This window comes from Pseudomonas sp. GW822-FHT05A08 (genome assembly GCF_058800485.1).
Genome location: NZ_CM179511.1, coordinates 3,580,980 through 3,600,384 on the forward strand (window position 1 = coordinate 3,580,980; position 19,405 = coordinate 3,600,384).

A 19,405-nucleotide genomic window follows, 5' to 3' on the forward strand; every position below is an offset into this window, starting at 1 on the left:
GCTGATGCATGCAGCGTGAATTCGCCACGATGGAAGCCGGCTTGCAGGCGTTCATCGAACAACCCGACCAGCCCACGCTCATCCTCGACATGGCCGACTGCGACAGTGCCTTCCCGCTCGGCGTCCTGAAGAACTGGGACCGGCAATGGCCCAGCCATATCTTCCTGCTCTTTCCGTTCGACTGCTCGGACAGTGTCGCCTACCTGCAGTGCTGCATCGATTCGCTGGCCATGCAGATTCGCGCCGGCAACGAATTCCTCGTGGAGGACGAGCAAACACCGTGGCCGCCGCTGCCGCTGGCCTGCTCCGACCCTGAGGGCCAGCCGGCAGCGCGGCTGCAAGCCGCCATCGAGCACATTCGCCGCTGCGTGCCGGCGCACGCCTGTATCGTCTGGGGATTCGCGCCGGCTTCGATCGGCGACCCGAACGGCTACCTGGAACTGATCATCCGCCTGCTGGCGCTCGAAGACGTCGAGCCGTGGATGGAAGGCCAGCGCTTCATCGTCCGCGACGACCGAGCCGCGCCCTTCCTGCTGCCCCGGCTCGCCGACGCGCCGGCCCGCCACACCTGCGTACTGAGCATCGATTTCTCCGTCGCCAGGGCAGCCGACGGTCTGGTCCGCAGCGTCAACGACCCCGCGCTGCCAGTGGCCGAGCGCATGCAGGCCCTGACCCAGCTCGCGGCCTTCGACCTGGCCCATGGCCGCCTCGATCAGGCGTCGCAGAAATACGCCCTGCTGCATACCTACCACCACCAGCAGGACGACAGCATCGGCCAGGCGCTGGCCCTCGGTGGCGCGGGTGACGTTGCGACCCGCCAGGGCAATCATGCCCTGGCCAGGCAGCGCTACCAGCAGGCGCTTGCGCAAGCCGCCGACGGCAATGACCTGAGTGTCACCCTGAACCTGCTGATGGCTGCGGGCGGTAGTTGCCTGCGCCTGGGGCGCTGCGGCGAAGCGCAAGGCTATCTGGAACTGGCCGAGCGCTGCGCCGACAAGCTGATGTTCCTCAACGCCAAGCTCGACGCGCTGGAGCAACTCGGTGAAGCGCAGCGGGGGGCCGGCAAGCTCACCGAAGCGGCGCGCACCTGGGTGACGGCCAAGGACCTGGCCCTGCAATTCGGCTGCCTCGAACCCTGCCGCTCGATCCTCGACCGCCTGATCGCCCTTTGTGCCGACGCCGGTTTGCGTGAACAGGTACGCGGCTTCACGGCAGAAAAAGCCGCCCTGGACGATGGCACGCCGAAAACCGCTCCGGTCGAGTCGGTCCAATGAACTGGAACACCACCGCCAAGCTCCCCGAAGCGGGCGAACAACCGGCCGCGGAACCGTTGATCGCCCCCACCGGCGATACCAGCGTCGATGCCCTGGCCGAGGTGGTCAATAACACCGCCCAACCGTTCCAGGAAGCGCCGCCGCCCGAACAGGGCGAAGTCGGTGTGGTCAGCCACTGGGTCAACACCGCCCTGGCCGTGGTCGGCGCCCCCTTCGAGCTGCTCAACACCGGCCTGGCGCTGCTGGTTTCGCCGCTCGACCACCTCACACCGGGCATGCCCGCCGCGGTGCTCGGCATGCCGCACCGGGGTGTGCCGCACGCCCATCCGCACCCGCCCAGCCTCAACGCGCCACTGCCCAGCCTCGGCAACACCCTGGGCTCGTGCTGCGTCAGCGTGCTGATCGGCGGCATCTCCGCCGCGCGGGCCGGCGATCTGGGCATCGCGCCCACCTGTGGCAGCTTCTTCCCCGGCTACGACATCTGGACTGGCTCCAGTAACACCTACATCGGCGGCTCGCGGGCTGCCCGCATGAGCCTGGACATCACCCGCCACTGCAACCCGGCCTCCGCCTTCGGCAAGTTCGGCATGGCCATGACTGCCGTCGGCGCGGCAGCGGGCGGCCTCTCGGCGGCGGCGCAGGCCGAGGGTGGCGAAGGCGGCGAAGCGGCCATGACCGCCGCCCAGGCTGCTGCCGACGCCGCCACCATGGCCCTCGGCGCCTTGCTCGGCAAAGACCCCGGCGTCCCGCCGAGCACCGGCACCCTGGCGATGGGCAACCCCACCGTGCTGATTGGTGGCTTTCCCCTGCCCGACGCCATGGACGTGGCGGGCGGCCTGGCCAAGGCAGCGAAGAAGCTCCCCGAACTCGCCGCCCCCAAGAGCAAGAAAGCCAACCCCGATTGCGACCGCCCCGGCCACCCGGTAGACCCGGTTACCGGCGCCAGCGCGGACGAACTGGTCGATTATCAGGACCAGGGCCCCGGCCGCTTCACCTGGGAGCGCTACTACTACAGCCATTGGAGCGAGGAAGACGGCCCGCTGGGCTTCGGCTTCCGCCACAGCCTCCAGCACGAACTGCTCCTGCTGCGCACCCGCGCCCTGTACATCGACCCGCGCCGCCGGGAATACGAATTCCCGCGCCAGGCGGACGGCCGTTACACCGGCACCTTCGGCGGCTATACGCTGAGCCAGTCCAGCCCGACCCGTTTCATCCTCCGCCATGATCGTCACGCCACACTCGGCTTCGAACGCGGCAGCTCAGAGGATATTCACGCCCGCCTGGCCGGGATCGTCGTCGACAATATCATCCGCCGCACCCCGCGCTATCACCCCGACGGCCGCCTCGAATGCCTCTGCGACGTCGACGAAACCGGCGAGCCCCTGCAAACCTGGTGGTTCCACTACGACACCCAGGGGCACATTACCGAGGTGCTGCGAGCCCGGCCCGACGACACCCTGAGCGTGGCGCGCTACGCATACGATGGCGCCGGCTGCCTCGCCACCTGGTACGACGCCCTCGGCCACAGCGGCTCCCACGGTTACGACGCCCAGCGCCGCATGACGCGGGTGACCGACCGCAACGGCTACTCCTTCTCCTACGCCTACGACGCCCAGGGCCGCTGCGTGCACAGCGAAGGCCAGGACCAATTGTGGCGGGTGGACCTTGCCTACGAACCCGGTCGCACCCGCGTCACCGAGGCCGACGGTGGCGAATGGCTGTTCCTCTACAACGAGGCCGGCACCGTCGTGTGCGTCATCGACCCCTACGAAGGCGAACGGAACATCCTCACCCACGCCGACGGCCACATCGTCGAAGAAGAGGATTCTGGCGGCCGCGTGATGCGCTGGCTCTACGACCCGGACGGCCATAACACCGGGCGCATGGACCGCTGGGGCAACGTCTGGCCGACCAAGGACGACGCCCCCAACCTGCCCAACCCACTGGAACACAAGGTGCCGGGCACGCCGCTCGGCCTACAGTGGGGCGAAGCCATCGAGCACCTGCCCGCCGCCGCTCTCGACCTGCCGGCCGAGCTGGCCGAGTTGGCTACCGACGTGCTCGCCCTACCCGAACCGCTGCCGCCGCAAACCCGCCATGACGTGCTGGGCCGGATAGTGGAGCGCCTCGATGCCTACGGCCGCCGCGAACACTTCGAACACGACCCGGCCGGCAACCTGGTGCGCTTCACCGACAAGGACGGCCGCGAGCACCACTACACCACCTCCTCCTGGAACCTGCGCGGCAGCGAGACCGACCCGCTCGGCCACAGCGTGCGCTACGGCTACACCCGGCGCGAAAAGGTCCGCCAAGTCATCGACGCCAACGGCAACGAAAGCACCTACGACTACGACTACAAGGACCGCATCACCCGCGTCGTCCGCCACGGCGTCACCCGCGAAAGCTACGCCTACGACACCGGCGACCGCCTGATCGAGAAGCGCGACGCCCACGGCGACCTGCTGCTCAGTTTCGAGGTGGGCAAGAACGGCCTGCATAGCACACGCCTGCTGGCCTCCGGCGAAGAACACCGTTACTGCTACGACGAACGCGGCCACTTCACCGAAGCCTCCACCGACACCCACGAGGTGTGCATGAGCCACGACTGGGCGGACCGGCGCACCAGCGACCTGCGCGACGGCCAGGGCGTGCGCCACCAGTACCGGGGCCGGCACCTGGCGCGGACCACCTACTTCGACCGTTTCACTGTGGACTACGCCGTACAGCCCGGCGGCTCTCTGCTGATCCATACCCCGGACGGCGGCACCCAGCGCCTGCAACGCGGCGCCGACGGCCACCTGCTGCTGGCCTTGGGCAACGGTAGCCGCGAACTGCGCCGCTTCGACCTCGACGGCCGCTGTATCGGCCGCCTGCACTGGTCCTCCGGCCAGCCCGAAGCGACCCGTTGGCAGCGCTACCACTACAGCGGCGAAGGCGAACTGCGACGGGTGGAGAGCAACGCCGACGGCCTCCGCGAATACCGCTACGACGCCGCCCACCGCCTCGTCTGGGAAATCCGCGACGGCTCGCCGACACGCCACTACGCTTACGACCCCGGCGGCAACCTGCTGGCCACTCCGGCCGTGCCGTGGATGCGCTACCGCGAAGGCAACCGCCTGGAAACCTCCAGCGCAGGCACCTATCGCTACGACCAGCGCAACCATCTCTGCGAAGTGGTGGACGCCCATGGCCACAGCACCCGCTACCACTACAACAGCATGGACCTGCTGGCGAAGGTCAGCTGGAGCGGCCGCCCGGACGCCTGGACAGCGGAATACGACGGCCTCTGTCGGCGCATCGCCAAGACCCTGGGCCAGGCCCGCACCGAATACCACTGGGACGGCGACCGCCTCGCGGCCGAAACCGCGCCCGACGGTCGGCTACGGCTCTACGTCTACGCCAATGAAGACGCCTTTCTGCCCTTCCTGTTCCTCGACTACAACACCCCTGACGCCCCGCCCGAATCGGGGCGCTCGTACTTCGTCTTCTGCAACCAGGTCGGCCTGCCGGAACGCATCGAGGATGCCCGGGGGCGGGAAGCCTGGCGGGCGGACGACATCGACCCATACGGCCTGATCCGTGTCGCCGAGGGCAATACGGTCGAGTACGACTTGAGATGGCCGGGGCATTGGTTCGAGCGGGAGACGGGGCTGCATTGCAATCGGTTTCGCGTGTACTGCCCGAGGCTGGGGCGGTATTTGCAGTCGGACCCGATGGGCCAAGAAGGAGGCATTAATCTCTATAGCTATCCGACGAATCCCTTGGCAGCGGTGGATGTGCTGGGATTAACGGCCGCTTGTAGTTCCTCTAAGGGCAACAAGGAAGGCTCGGACGGAAAAGGTCCCGATTGCGAGGCACCCAAAGGGCATACGCCAGGGAGCAAAGGACACGGCGCCCCCTCTTCACCGAAGAAACCCAGTTTCCGCCAGAAGCTGTTCAAGAACATGAAACCCGGTGTCCTGAAGTGCAAAATATTGCGGGCCGAGCCGGTGAACATCCTGAACGGCGAGGTCAGCGTCGGGCAAAGCGACTTCACCTTGCCCTGGCACATACCGCTGGAATGGACACGCAACTACGCCTCCGGCAGCGAGCGCCCCGGTGCCTGCGGCGTCGGTTGGGAGAGCCCTGCCGATGCCCGGCTGGAAATCGATGCGGCCGATGGTGGCGTGATGTTCCGCCACCCCAGCGAAGGGCCAACTCTGTTCCCCATGTTACCTGCCGGGATCGGCGACGCTGCGGCCGTGCTGGGACTGATGGACGGCGCGCTGCTCAGCGACCACGGCGACGAATGGCGCGTGCGCACCAAGAGCGATCTGATCTACCACTTCCCCAAGGCGCTGCTGGTTCGTAGTGAGGACGGCTTGCGCGAAGCCCCGCTGGACCGCATCAGCGACCTGTGCGGCAACTGGCTGGATTACGAGCGGGAGGACGGCCGGCTGCGAACGATCCGTGAATCGGGCGGGCGCCACCTGCTCGTCGAATACGCCGGGCAGCACATCCGCTCGCTGACCCTGTGCGTGTCCGATGCCGACTTCAGCCACACCTTCGTGACCTACGAGCACGACGAACAGGGCCACCTCACCGCCGTCCGCGACGAGCTGGGCAACCCGTACTGCTTCGCCTATAACGGCCACTACATGGTGCGGCACACCAACCGCACCGGGCTGTCGTTCCATTACGAATACGACAAGAGCGGCGAGACCTGGCAGGTGGTGCATGCCTGGGGCGACGGCGGGCTATATGACTACCACTTCGCCTACGCCCCAGCGTTCCGCGAGGTGCGCATCACCGACTCGCTGGGCCACGCCTCCACCGTCCAGTGCGACGAAAATGGCCTGCCCGTCCTGGAAATCGACCCGCTGGGTGGGCGCACGCTTTACGAATACGACGAGTCGGGACGCACCACGGTCGTGGTGGATGCGGGCAACCACCGTATCCAATACGCCTACGACGAGCGAGGCAACCTGCTCGAACTCATACGACCAGACGGCAGTGCGCTGGCGATCCAGGTGGATGCGTGCAACAAGCCCACGGCGATCTCCGCCCCCAACGGCGCCACTTGGCACCAGCGCTGGGACGAGCGGGGCTTGCTGATCGAACAGACCAGCCCGCTGGGAGCGGTAACCACCTACGAATACAGCGAGGCCGGCCTGCTGGTGGGCGTGACCGACGCCCTGAACGCCACCACCCGGCTCGGCTACGACAGCAACGGCTACCTGGTCAGCGTCGAGAACGCGCTGGGCCAGCTCACCCGGCTCAAACGCGACCTGCTGGGCAACGTGCTGGAGCGCGGCGACCCGCTGGGCCGCAGCACCCGGTACCGCTACGACCACAAAAGCCGGCTGATCGAGACCACCCTACCGGGCGGTGCCAGCGTCCGATGTGCCTACGACGAACAGGGTAACCTGACGCACTACGAAGACGAGAACGGCGCCCGCACGAGCTTCGAATACTTCGGGCAGGGGCTCGTCGCCAAGCGCCACCAGCCCGACGGGCACGTGGTGCACTACCACTACGACACCGAGGAGCAGCTCGTCGGCGTGAGCAACCAGCGCGGCGAGCGGTACGAACTCAAGCGCGACGCGCTCGGTCGGGTGGTCGAGGAAGTGGACTACTGGGGCCAAGCCACACGCTACGCCTTCGACATCGCCGGGCACCTGAAGCAAAGCTGCGACCCGCTGGGTCGGATGATCGACTACACGACCGACAAACTCGGGCGCATCCGGCGCAAGCGCTTCGAGCATCCCTTCGAGGCAGGCCGCTCGTTCGAGGAGACCTTCGACTTCGACGCGAACGGCAACCTCACCGGCTGCGCCAACGAGCATGTGACGGTAACAAGAACCCTGGATGCCGAGGGGCGGCTGCTCGAAGAGCGGCAAGGCGACTTCGTCATCAAGAACAGCTTCGATATGTTGGGCCGTCGTATCCGGCGCGAGACCAGCGCGGGCAACACGGTTGCCTATGCATACAACACGCTCGGGCAACCGACGGCCATTCGTATCAACGACGAGTCGCCGATCACCATCGAACGCGATGCAGCGGGACAGGTGGTCAAGGAAACCTTGGCGCCTGCACTGGAGCGGCACTACCAGTACGACGCCGAAGGGCGGCTCACGGCGCAAGGTGTCAGGCGAGAAGCGGAGTGGCTGTTCGACACGCAATACTCCTACGACACGGCCGGCAACCTGACGCACCGCAAGGACAGCCAGCACGGGCTGGACCAGTACCGCTACGACCCGCTGGGGCAGATCGTCGAACACGTCGACCCGCAAGGGAAGCTGAAGCGGTTCTTCCAGGATCCGGTGGGGGATCGGCTGACGACCAACGTGCGGCAGAGCGACGGCCCCTGGCGCCGCGAGGGTTGGTGCGAGGGGGTGTTCTACCGGTTCGATGCGGCGGGTAACTTGGTAGAGCGGCGGGATGAGCGGCGGCTGGAGGGAGAAGCGCCGAGGATCCTTGCGCTGGAATGGGATGCGAGTCAGCGGTTGGTGAGGAGTCGGACGCGGCCGACGTTTGATGGGAGCCAAGCGGACGAGGTTGAAACCGTCTACGGCTATGACCCGATGGGGAGGCGCGTCTTCAAGGGCACAAGCGTTCAAGCGATCTGGTTCGGTTGGGATGGTGACGCGTTGGTGGCCGAAGAGGCGCTGGCGATTCAGGCGAATCCGCAAATGGTCGTGCCTGCACTACGCGAATATGTGTACTACCCAGAGAGCTTCGTGCCGCTGGCGCTTGTCGACTGCACTAGCAGCTATCGATACGACACGGACCCTAATGGCTTTCCGACGCGGCTGATACACAGCGACGGACATGTTGTGTGGGCTGCGCGATACGCGGTCTGGGGCAGAACAAGCGTAGTCGTCAGCGAAGTCGCCAACCCGATCCGCTTGCAGGGGCAGTATGCGGATGAAGAAAATTGGCTGCACTACAACCGGCACCGCTACTTCGATCCTGAACTTCGCCAGTTTGTTGGCGTAGACCCAATCAGATTACTGGGCGGAGTCAATCTTTATCAATACGCTCGGAACTGCATGACCTGGGCTGACCCCTTAGGCCTCACGCCATCCAAGGATCCTTCGGCTTATGAAGTTGCGCTCGATATAGATCAATTCACGCTGGAAAATGATTTGATATCAATCAAGGATGCAGAAATTGCGTTGAATAATAACTTTGACTACAAGCGTATTCACGGGAGTCCAACCGTAATAGCAGGTGCCTTGCAAAGATTTACCGGAGATGTCGCTTATGGCGCAAATGGGTGGGGCGGCGATGTTGCCAGAGCACCGGTTAACTTTTCGAAGGTATACACTCATTACAACTGGGATCTATTTAATTGCGGGGAAAGTAGGGCAATTAACCTTATCTTACCGGAGCACGGTGGTGATCTCAGTGAATATGTGCTCATGGCTTGGACCAAAGGCAATTCGGGGTGGCAACCAATAGAGGCATGCTGTAATTGCACCCGCCTTTACCAAGGGGCTCATTTCCTAACGGGAACTACTCCTTGCGAGCACTAACAGGCTGCCGCAACAGATTCGGCAGATTCGGGGTCAGGTCTCTCCTTTTGCCCCCTTCCCTCTTAACTTGCCCAACCCATGACCAGACCTCTCTGCATCGAATTCCCCGGCGCGATCTATCACGTCACTTCCCCAGTGCGACCGCCGCAAGCCGATCTTCGTCACCACTTCGTGCTCCACACCCGGCAGGCGAATCTTTCGTGGCTGATGCGGTATGTCAACGGGGTGTACACGCAGGTATTCAACCGACGGCACGGCAAGGTGGGGCATTTGTTCCTGGGGCGGTTCAAGGCCATTCTGGTCGATCCGGGATGCTTCCCTGCTGGAGGTGTGCCGCTACGTGGAGCTGAGCCTGGTGCGCGCAGGCATGGTGGGTGAACCCGCTGCGTGGCCCTGGTCCAGCTACTATGCGCATGTGGGTGAGGTTGAGCCCCCTGCGTGGCTGGACACCGATGGCTTGCACGGCTATCTGTTATGGCTTATTCAACCAGTACCGCTCTGGGCAGCTGACCGCAGCCCAACGGGTCGAGGCCGTGAAAGCTCATCACACCCTCGCTCCGCCGATCCTGGCTACTACCGACGCGGTGCGCATACTTCCCATTCGTGGGCTCCTTTATCCAGGCAGGTTTGTTAGACGGTCGAACATTGTCGCGGGGTGGAACGCAGCGTGGGCATGGCTACCCGTTCCAGCAATGGCTGCGGTTCTGATTGTGGTGGTTGGATCTCAGATATCTTCGGTGGTGCGCGACATCAATCTGCTTGCTCCGGTTATCCCTGTGTACATTGGCTTTTTGATTTTGGCACCTCTGGTGGGTGCTTTGGCGTCAAGAATGGTCAAGCTTCCCGCAACTACTGCACGGGCAGTAACCTTTAGCGCATCAACACGGAATTCCTTGGTTGTTCTGCCCCTGGCTTTAACCAGTCTTGCGTCGACAACTTCCTAGATCGGCCATTCATGAACATACATCTGTGAACATGAGGCTCCCTACTCCCGCCAAAAACCCTAGCAATGATTGGAGGTTTCGATCACTCATGAACAGTAAATATCGCCCATAAGTTAAATGATGTATCTGCACACCCCGGCGCCATTCAGTTGCACCAATTGCGAAAAGCGCTTCGGCCGCTGAGAAATCATCTGCCGCAAGTGCCCTGCCTGCTCTATTACCCAACAACATCAGGCCTCCTGAGCTATAGAGCTGAGGCTAGCCTGACCAATCTATTCTTAGATGACCGTTCTCGACCATCAAGGCCGAGGACGGTAAAGATATCCAAAACCCGCGACCCATCGAATCGCAAGGCTGTACCGTTTAGGTGAACAGCATTGCGACCAGATAGTGGTTTTGCATAGGGGAAGTTCGCACCTATCGGAATGACACGCGCCCGCACGCCCTACAGTTCAAATCATTCCTGGATGTTTGAAATCGGAGACAGGATATCCTTCCACACCTTGTCATGTAAATGTGGCAGCTGACTCTTCTCCAGTTCAGTCAGGCCGTAACTATCCGGATTCTCCAGGACATCGGAGAACTTGACGATTCGGCAGTTGAAGCGATCGCCATCCAGTCTTTCATTAACAATATAGATAGGCAGTGTCCGTAGGTTGAACAGGCGAGTAGATCCGAGGGCTTTCCCAATGTTGAACTTTATAATGTAAGCAAGTTTTGAATTGCGGCTTTCTGGATGGTAACTGACAAAATCACCGAAAGCATAGACAACCAATGCATCCTGTTTGCCCGGACGTGGTACAAGCTGCGCAGGCTGACTGACATGTGGGTGGTTACCGAAGATAGTGTCAACACCGCAGGCAATAACTTTATGCGCGGCTTCAACAATACTGACGTGGGGATACATCTCGAACTCCCATCCCCAGTGGCAGTAGGCAATGATCCAATCCGCCCCCTTCGCTTTCGCTGCTGCTACCTGCTTCTCGATCAGTGAGTAATCGGGTGCTGGGTGGGCATCATTGAATCGCACCTCATTGGCGAGGTAAGGCTTGTCTGGGGGTACCTCGTGACCATTGAGATCAAAGGTGTAAGCCAGCAAGCCGACCTTGATGCCGTTCTTCTCGACAACGACCACATCATCCTGCTCGGCCTGGCTCGCGGCGGTGCCGGAATAGTAGGCGCCCGATTTTTTAAGAACCTCAAGGGTGGCGAGCACGCCCTCTTCTCCCCAGTCCATCGCATGGTTCGTTGCGGTGCTGAAGAAATTGATTTTCGCTTCGTCGCGGAACTTCTGGAACATCGCCTCGGACGTATTCATTCGGGCCGGTTTACCTGGATCCTGATCGCGCCCCACGGGCCTTTTCTTATTAACGGTTGACTCAAGATTGGCACTAACGATGTCAGCGGTGCTGTAGAAGTCAATGATGTCGTCGAACAGGTGCGGTGTGTTTTCCGGCGTCAGGCAATCGACCGCGAGCAAATCGCCTGCACATGAAACAGAGAAAGTGCGAACAGGCGGGTACGCGAATCCAGGGTCTATCGATGAGTCGTTCAGTTTGAAGAAATTTAAAACCTGCGACGCGAAGAACTCTTCCAGCCCCGACTCTTTCTCGGCGACCTCAAGCTGATTGAACCAATAGCGGTAGAGCCACTTGACCTTCTGGAATGGATTACCCGAAATTTCATACATACCCGTCTCTGGCTGCGGGTAGTGGAACTGCTTATAGAAAATGTAGCTCATCAGGAGAACCGCAAGCCTGGCCTGGTTGCGTTTATCCTTAAGGTAGTCTTTAAGTTCTTTGCGTTGATGAGGAGTGGGAAATACTGAATATCCAGGATGCGGATCCGGCAGTATTTCATCGAGCGCGATACCTCCCTTTAACGTGGCAGGATCGGCCAGTACCGGCTGAATCTTCGCCCAGACTTTTTGCGGGCCAACTTCTGCAATCCAGCCGAAAAGCGCCCGAGCGTATTCCTTCTCCTCAGGACTAATCGTCTCGACCATCTTCAGCTCGCCCTTCGCGACACGTTGAAGTGTGGCGACGACCTCACCATCATGCTTATCAAGACGGGTCGTGAGCTTCTGCATGAGCTCTCTTAAACCTTCCATTAAATATGCTCCATTCTGAACATCCTGATTTGCTTGAGTGCGTATTCCACGGAAGGTAAGCATCAGCTCCACACCATCGTGGTGTACGAATTCCAGAGACCCTTGCCATCTCAACGGCTTGGGTAGTCCAAATAGACAAAAACAACGTATTGAATTTAGGTCGACTAAATCAAGAATGTCCGACCTCACCTTTGGCTATAGGCATAAGTTTTTTTCAGAAGGCAGAATTTCAGCCGTCCCCTAGGATGCCAACGCAATGTTCTCAACAGTTACCCAGCGATGCGCCGTGTGGCGACTGCCCGCGGCCTTCCTAGCACAGCACGCCCAGGCGGAGAGCAGTATGAACATAACAACAAAAGGCGCAGGGGCTATGCTCCCCCATGCCCTGGCACTGGCTACAACCTTTGCAGCGCTACCTGCAGAGGCTGTCAATTTCAACATCGGGGAAATCGAGGGTCGGCTCGACTCATCGCTAACCTTCGGTACCAGTTGGGCCATGGATAAAGCCGACGCCAAGTTCGTCGGTAAAGCCAACGGTGGTAAGGCGTCCAGCAGCACCAGCGACGACGGCCGCCTCAACTTCAAGCGGGGCGAGACCTTCTCGAAGATCTTCAAAGGCCTGCATGACCTGCAACTGAGCTACGGCGAAACCGGCGTATTCCTGCGTGGCAAGTACTGGTACGACTTTGAACTGAAGGATGAGCATCGCCCGCTCTATGATATCGATGACAGTGGTCGCGACAGTGCCGCCCAGGCCTCGGGCGTCGAGTTGCTGGATGCGTTCGTCTACCACAACTACCTGCTGGGCGACCTGCCCGGCAGCGTGCGTGCTGGCAAGCAGGTGGTGAGCTGGGGTGAGAGCACCTTTATCGGCAACAGCATCAACGCCATCAACCCTGCCGACGTTGCCGCACTGCGCCGTCCTGGCTCGGAAATCAAGGAAGGGCTGATTCCGGTGAACATGCTGTATGTCACCCAGGGTCTGACTGAAAACCTGTCGGTGGAGGCCTTCTACCAGCTGGAATGGGAAAAAACAGTTCTGGATAACTGCGGCACCTTCTTCGGCGGTGATACCGCCCCCAAGGGCTGCAACTATGGGATGACAACCAACGGCAGCGACTTCAAGCGCGATGATGCCACCTATGGCTGGGTACCGCGTGGCGCCGATCGGGACGCTCGTGACAGTGGCCAGTTCGGCGTGGCGCTGCGCTGGCTGGTGCCGGAGCTGAACGATACCGAGTTCGGTTTCTATGCCCTGAATTATCACAGCCGCACACCGGAAAGCATGTGGACAGCCAGCAATGCCACCAGCCCCGGTGCGATTCTCGGCGCGCCGGGTGCGTCGACCGCCAGTTATTACCTGGACTATCCGGAAGATATCCGTCTTTACGGCATCAGCTTCGCCACCACCACGCCCGACGGCACCGCGCTGTCCGGCGAGATCAGCCACCGGCCGAACATGCCACTGGCACTCAACGGCATAGATGTTTCCACGACAGCGAGTGTTGGTCGGCTCTACACCCTGGGCGGGATGAACGGCCTGGCAATCTTCGACACCGACTGGGCCGACAACCGCTATCGCAGCCTGGTACAGGGTTACAAGCGCATGCCCTTCACCCAGGCCCAGATCAGTGCCGTGCACACATTCGATCAGGTGCTGGGGGGCGACCGCCTGACGCTAATCGGCGAAGTCGGCTACAGCCATATCGGCAACCTCGGCTCGACCGACGGCTCCGACCTGCGTTTCGGCCGCAGCAGCGTATTCGGCATGGGGTCGCTGCCCTCCTCTGCCGTTGCCACCCTTCCAGGAGTCGGCAGTGTACGTGGCAACCGCCTGTGTACGGCCGTGCTCAATACCGCCAACCCCGACCAGTGCACCGACAAGGGTTTCTTCACCCAGAACTCATGGGGTTACCGCCTGCGCGCCGCGCTTGATTTCAACGACGCCATCGCCGGCATCAACCTCAAGCCCAACCTGGCGTTCGCTCACGACGTCGAGGGCTTTGGCCCGACCTTCACCGAAGGCAACAAGTCGGTAAGCGTCGGCCTGGATGCCGACTACCTGTCCAAATACACCGCCAGCCTGAGTTATACCGACTACTTCGGTGGTGACTTCAACACCAACACTGACCGCGATTTCCTCGCCTTCAGCGTCGGCATGAACTTCTGAGGGTTATACACATGACGTTCTCCCCATACCTGACACAACACTTGCGTGCAGGCGGCCTGTGCTTGGGTTTGCTGCTGACTCACCAGGCGCTGGCTGCCGTACCGGTAGAGCAGATCGCTCGACTGGGCAAGGACCTTACGCCAATCGGTGCAGAACAGGCCGGCAATGCCAACGGCAGCATCCCGGCATGGACCGGCGGCATCGGCCGGAACGCCGGCCAGCGTGACGCCAATGGTTTCCTCAGCGACCCCTTTGTGGCAGACCAGCCCCAGTTCACCATCACTGCCGCCAATGTCGCGCAGTATCAGGACAAGCTGACCCCCGGCCAGCTCGCCCTGTTCAAGCGCTACCCACAGACCTACCGTATCCCGGTCTATCCAACCCGGCGCTCAGTCAGCCTGCCCCAGGATTATCTCGACACCAGCCGCATCAATGCCGCCAAGACTCAACTGGCGGAAGGTGGCAACGGTTTGCAGAACTTCCGCAGCGGCGGGCTGCCTTTTGCCGTGGCGCAGAATGGCCTGGAAGTGATCTGGAACCATATCGGTCGCTACCGTGGGCTGGCCTTCCAGCGCATGGTGGTGCAGGCGTCGCCGCAGACCAATGGCACCTTTACCCCGAGCCAGATCGAGCAGCAACTGGCCTATCCGGTCGGTCTGGTCGACTATGCCCCACAGGAGATGGCCAACGTCCTCTACTTCTACCGCGAAGAGTTCCTCTCCCCGGCTCGTCTGGCCGGTGGTGTGCTGCTGGTGCATGAGACCATCAACCAGGTCGAGGAACCGCGCATGGCCTGGCAGTACAACGCCGGTCAACGCCGTGTACGCCGCGCGCCGCAGATTGCCTATGACAGCCCGGGGGCCGAAGGCATGCGTACCATGGATGATTTCGACATGTTCAACGGCTCGCCGGATCGCTTCGACTGGCAACTGGTGGGCAAGAAGGAGATGTACATTCCCTACAACAGCTACAAGATGGGCTCGCCCAAGCTGAAGTACAGCGACATCATCCAGCCGGGCCACCTCAACCCCGAGCATGCCCGCTATGAACTGCACAGGGTCTGGCATGTTAGAGGCACCCTCAAGGAAGGTCAGCGCCACATTTATTCGCGTCGGGATCTGTTCATCGATGAGGACAGCTGGCAAACCGCCGAAGCCGATGCCTATGACGGCCGTGGACAGCTGTGGCGCGTCTCTGAAGGCCACGGCATTTTCTTCTACGACCAGCAGGTGCCGCAGTTCAGCGCCGAAACACATTACGACGTACTGTCCGGACGCTACGCGGTCAGCGCGCTGTACAACGAGCAGCCGAACGCCTACCAGTTCGATGTGCAGTACAGCCGCAAGCAATTCACCCCCAATGCCCTGCGCGCCGCTGGCATTCGTTGAATACACCATTTTGCGCGCCCCACCCTACGGCGGCCTCCTGGCCGCCGCTTTCTCCCGCCGGTGCAACACTTGGCAAATATTCGGAATCCGCACCTGTATCATCTCGCCGCCCCGACGTGCGTTTTTTGCTTTAAATTCCGTCTATTACCTTGAATAGGCGAGGCTTTTCCCATGAAGTTGCACCAACTGCGCGCCATCGTCGCCATCTGTGAAAGCGGCAGTATCCAAGAAGCTTCGCGCCTGCTGCATATTTCTCAACCCGCGCTGTCCAAGGGCATCAAGGAGCTTGAGGCGGAGCTTGGCGTTCCCCTGCTGGTACGCTCCAACCGCGGCATTACGGTCACCGATTATGGCGAACGCCTGGTTAAACGCGCCCGCCTGGTACTCCAGGAAGTACGCCGCGCCCGTGAAGAGATCGACACGCTCAAGGGGGTGATGGATGGCAAGCTCGCTATTGGCGTATCACCGGTCACTCCCAGCCAGCAGTTCGTGAGCAGCCTCAACCGTTACCGCAAGCGCTTCCCCAAGGTCCAGGTGCAGATCCATGAACTGCGTCCCTCCAAGTTGATGGAAGGACTGCGCGAGGGACAACTTGATCTGGTACTGACGTCGCTGCCGGAAGCCCGCAGCTCCGATGGTTTCCACTGGACTGCGCTGTACGAACAAGCCACCGTACTGGCCGTACGCAAAGATCACCCCATGCGTCATGCCCGCTCATTGAATGAATTGAAAGGGCAGGATTGGCTGCTGCAGGAGTCACTCGAGCAATCGAAGATCGGACAGATGCTCAGCGAACACGGCATCGCCAGGCCAGACAACATCATCGAATGCGCCTCGGTGGTGCTGTACGCAGAACTGGCAGCCAGCAGCGATGCCATCAGCTACTGGTCGGTCCGCGTGCTGGAGCTGACCCAGCGACTGTTCAACAACCTGGAAATTCTGCAGATTGTCGAACCCGTCCCCTTGATGAATATCTCCCTGGTCTGCCGGGATCAGGAACTGATGACGCGCGAAGCCAAGACGCTGGCCGATGAGCTGGTGTACGCCTACACGAACCCGCATGCAGCCAAGTGCAGTGGACTGTTCAGCGACTGACCCCGCCATGGCGTGATCACGCCTCCCGCAAACGCCCCTCATTGCATCCCGGGCGGCACTGGGCCGCCCGGTGCCTGCATAACCAAAACCGATACGCATGCGCAGAGGTGATTATTCAGCGCTCGGTGCCTGCGGCATGCTGCTCCGTACCTATCGCCGTCACCTCCAAGGTTGTCCTATGAATCCGATTCAACCCGCGTTGATCCCGCAGATCCTCGCCTCGCAAAGTGAGTTCGCCCAGATTCGCCAGCGTATCCACCAGCATCCTGAATTGGGCTTTGAAGAGCAGCGCACCAGCCAGTTGGTGGCCACGTACCTGCGCCAATGGGGTTACAGCGTGCACACTCGCATTGGCGGTACAGGCGTGGTGGGCGTGCTGAAATGTGGCAACAGCAGCAAGAGCATCGGCATTCGCGCCGACATGGATGCCCTGCCGATTCACGAAGAAAGTGGCGTGCCTTATTGCAGCCAGCAGGCCGGCAAGATGCACGCCTGTGGCCACGACGGTCATACCGCCATCCTGCTCTGCGCGGCCCGCTACCTGGCCGAGACACAGCAGTTCGACGGCACCCTTAACCTGATTTTCCAGCCAGCCGAAGAAACCCTCGGCGGGGCCAAACGGATGATCGAGGAGGGTTTGTTTCAACGTTTCCCCTGTGACGCCGTCTACGCCCTGCACAATATGCCAGGCCTGCCGGTGGGCATATTCCTTACCCAGGCCGGAGCCATGAGCGCCTCATCCGATGTGGCGACCATCCGCCTCATTGGTGTTGGGGGGCACGGTGCAATGCCGCACAAGGCCAAGGACCCGGTAGTGGCCTCTGCTGAACTGGTGTTGGCTCTGCAGTCGATTGTTGCGCGTAATGTGCCAGCCGGCGAAGTGGGCGTGGTCACCGTCGGTTCGCTGCAGTCTGGCGAGGCACACAACGTGATCCCGGACGTCGCCACGTTGAAGATCAGCGTGCGCTCGACCAATCCGGATATTCGCAAACTGCTGCGCAAACGCATTACCGAAATCAGCCAGGGTGTGGCGCAGGGCCACGGCCTGACCCTGGACCTGCATTACGACGAGCGCATAGGCGTACTGCTTAATACTGTCAAAGAGACCACCCTGCTGCAGAACGTGGCGCGCGAGCTAGTCGGCGAGCAGTCGGTGCTGACCACAGTACCCAGCGGCTACCTGGGCAGTGAGGACTTCGCCGCCATGCTCGAGGTACGCCCTGGTTGCTACATCGTTCTGGGCAATGGCAACAGCGGCCCGAGCGGTTGTATGGTGCACAATCCCGGTTATGACTTTAACGACCAGGCGATCCCCTTCGGTGCCAGTCTCTGGGCACGCCTGGTCGAAACCTACCTGAGCGAGGCCTGAGCCAATGCAGCCCCCTTCCGACCACCGTCGCGGCCTGATCGTCCTGATGCTCATGGCGGTGATGGTCATCAGCGTACTGGACAAGACCATCTTCGCCTTCGCCGGCCCACAGATCATCGACGAACTGCGGTTATCGCCGGAGCAGTTCGGCTTTATCGGCAGTGCGTTCTTTTTTCTCTACTCGGTCTCTGGCGTGCTGGTCGGCTTTCTTGCCAACCGCCTGCCGAGTCGCTGGATTCTCTCCGGCATGTCAGTAGTCTGGATGGCCGCCCAATTGCTCACCGCCATCAGCACCAGCTTCTATGCCCTGGTCGCCAGCCGCATGCTGCTCGGTGCCGGTTGTGGCCCAGGTACGGCGGTGACCCAGCACGCCTGCTTCAAGTGGTACGCCCCGCGCGAGCGAGTCCAGCCCGCCGCCTGGACTCAAGTGGCGATCATGGTCGGAGCCATCGCCGGAGCACTGTCGCTACCACTACTGATCGAGCATATGGGCTGGCGGGTTGGTTACCTGATCCTTGCTGGTATCGGCCTGGTCTGGCTGGTCATCTGGCTGCTGATTGGCCGCGAGGGCCAGCATGACGATACGATCACTGGGGGGCGCGGTGTTGCCCCCTATCGCCACCTGCTGCTCAACCGCACTTTCGTGTTCATCACACTGGCCGGATTCTGCACCTACCTACCCACCGCACTGATCTACAGCTGGGTGCCGACCTATCTGCAGAAAGGCCTGCAGATGACCCCGATGCAATCCGGCTATGTGGTGATGGCTGCCACGGTCGGCGTGATCTTTCTCAATCTGGCAGTGTCCAGCCTGTCGCAGCGTGCTCTCAAGCATGGGGCCAGCGTACGCATGGCGATGGCCGTGCCACCAGCAGTGGCCTGCCTGATCGGCGGCGTAGCGCTGAGCCTGATGGGCTTCGTCGAGCAGGGCCTGTATAGCACCATGGCCCTGTACCTGGTGGGCGGGGTCGTGGTGAACCTTGTGCCAGCCTTTGCCAACTCCATCATCGCCTACATTGCCCCGCCCAGGCAGCGCGGCAGCATGCTGGCCATCCACATCGGCCTGCTGACCAGCGCCGGCATGCTCGCCCCGCACATGGTCGGGCAGGCCATCGGCTGGAAAGGTGGCGATCTGGTCAAAGGCTTCGAACTTAGCATCGGCCTGTTCGGCATCGCCCTGTTGGTCGGCGGCCTGCTGGCTCTGCGCCTGGTCAACCCCGAGCACAGTCGCCAGGAGCTGACCACCCTCACCTCAAACGCTTCTTCGTCCATTCGCGAGCCGGCAGCAAGCCAGGCCTAATTCAGGAAGGCACTTCATGCTTCATTACATCCCGAGCGGCATGGCGTAACTCATCCAGAAATTTCCGACGCTGCTGCGGGCGGCCAGCGAGCAATGACAGATCCAGGGATGGCAAGGCGGTGATGTCCAGCGAGTACGACATGATTCACTCCCATGTGAGTTGAACGATGGCATTCCTTATCGCTCGATGACGTGCACAAGCTGAGGCGTCTGCCGAAAGACGCCGACGGCTATCCGT

At 61.5% G+C, this 19,405-nt stretch carries 8 protein-coding genes and 2 pseudogenes; 8 read left to right on the forward strand and 2 right to left on the reverse strand.

Translation table 11 applies throughout. The annotated features are described in order from the left end of the window. Positions 1–8: 8 nt before the first annotated feature. The 3 genes and pseudogenes from AC3RCP_RS16115 to AC3RCP_RS16125 all read left to right on the forward strand — a co-directional run. A complete protein-coding gene (locus AC3RCP_RS16115) occupies positions 9–1,274 on the forward strand; it encodes a hypothetical protein (protein ID WP_492570393.1) in 1,266 nt (421 codons plus the stop codon). Then, entirely contained in the window at positions 1,271–8,791 is a 7,521-nt protein-coding gene (locus AC3RCP_RS16120) for an RHS repeat-associated core domain-containing protein (RefSeq protein ID WP_492570394.1), read from the forward strand. Before AC3RCP_RS16115 ends, AC3RCP_RS16120 begins: the two co-directional genes overlap by 4 nt. Before the next feature lie 632 nt (positions 8,792–9,423). After that, a pseudogene (locus AC3RCP_RS16125) lies at positions 9,424–9,708 on the forward strand (arsenic resistance protein); the annotation flags it as partial. Between the two features lie 484 nt (positions 9,709–10,192). On the opposite strand, the gene AC3RCP_RS16130 reads toward AC3RCP_RS16125, so the two are convergent. After that, positions 10,193–11,824, reverse strand: a complete 1,632-nt coding sequence (locus AC3RCP_RS16130) for a CapA family protein (RefSeq protein WP_238437351.1) — start codon at positions 11,822–11,824, stop codon at positions 10,193–10,195. A gap of 361 nt (positions 11,825–12,185) precedes the next feature. Here AC3RCP_RS16130 and AC3RCP_RS16135 point away from each other — a divergent pair, with 361 nt between their 5' ends. The 5 genes from AC3RCP_RS16135 (at position 12,186) to AC3RCP_RS16155 (ending at position 19,167) form a co-directional block, all read left to right on the forward strand. Continuing rightward, entirely contained in the window at positions 12,186–14,015 is a 1,830-nt protein-coding gene (locus AC3RCP_RS16135; RefSeq protein ID WP_492570395.1) for a DUF1302 domain-containing protein, read from the forward strand. Positions 14,016–14,026: 11 nt separating this feature from the next. Beyond that, on the forward strand, positions 14,027–15,403 hold the full coding sequence (locus AC3RCP_RS16140; protein WP_492570396.1) for a DUF1329 domain-containing protein: 1,377 nt from the start codon (positions 14,027–14,029) through the stop codon (positions 15,401–15,403). Between the two features lie 171 nt (positions 15,404–15,574). Then, complete coding sequence (locus AC3RCP_RS16145) at positions 15,575–16,498, forward strand: LysR family transcriptional regulator (protein ID WP_053261212.1); 924 nt, start codon at positions 15,575–15,577, stop codon at positions 16,496–16,498. A 178-nt stretch (positions 16,499–16,676) separates the two neighbouring features. Further along, positions 16,677–17,867, forward strand: a complete 1,191-nt coding sequence (locus tag AC3RCP_RS16150; RefSeq protein WP_053261213.1) for a M20 aminoacylase family protein — start codon at positions 16,677–16,679, stop codon at positions 17,865–17,867. Positions 17,868–17,871: 4 nt separating this feature from the next. After that, entirely contained in the window at positions 17,872–19,167 is a 1,296-nt protein-coding gene (locus tag AC3RCP_RS16155; RefSeq protein WP_053261214.1) for an MFS transporter, read from the forward strand. A 25-nt stretch (positions 19,168–19,192) separates the two neighbouring features. Here AC3RCP_RS16155 and AC3RCP_RS16160 read toward each other — a convergent pair. Beyond that, positions 19,193–19,309, reverse strand: a pseudogene (locus AC3RCP_RS16160) (isopenicillin N synthase family oxygenase); the annotation flags it as partial. Positions 19,310–19,405: the final 96 nt, after the last annotated feature.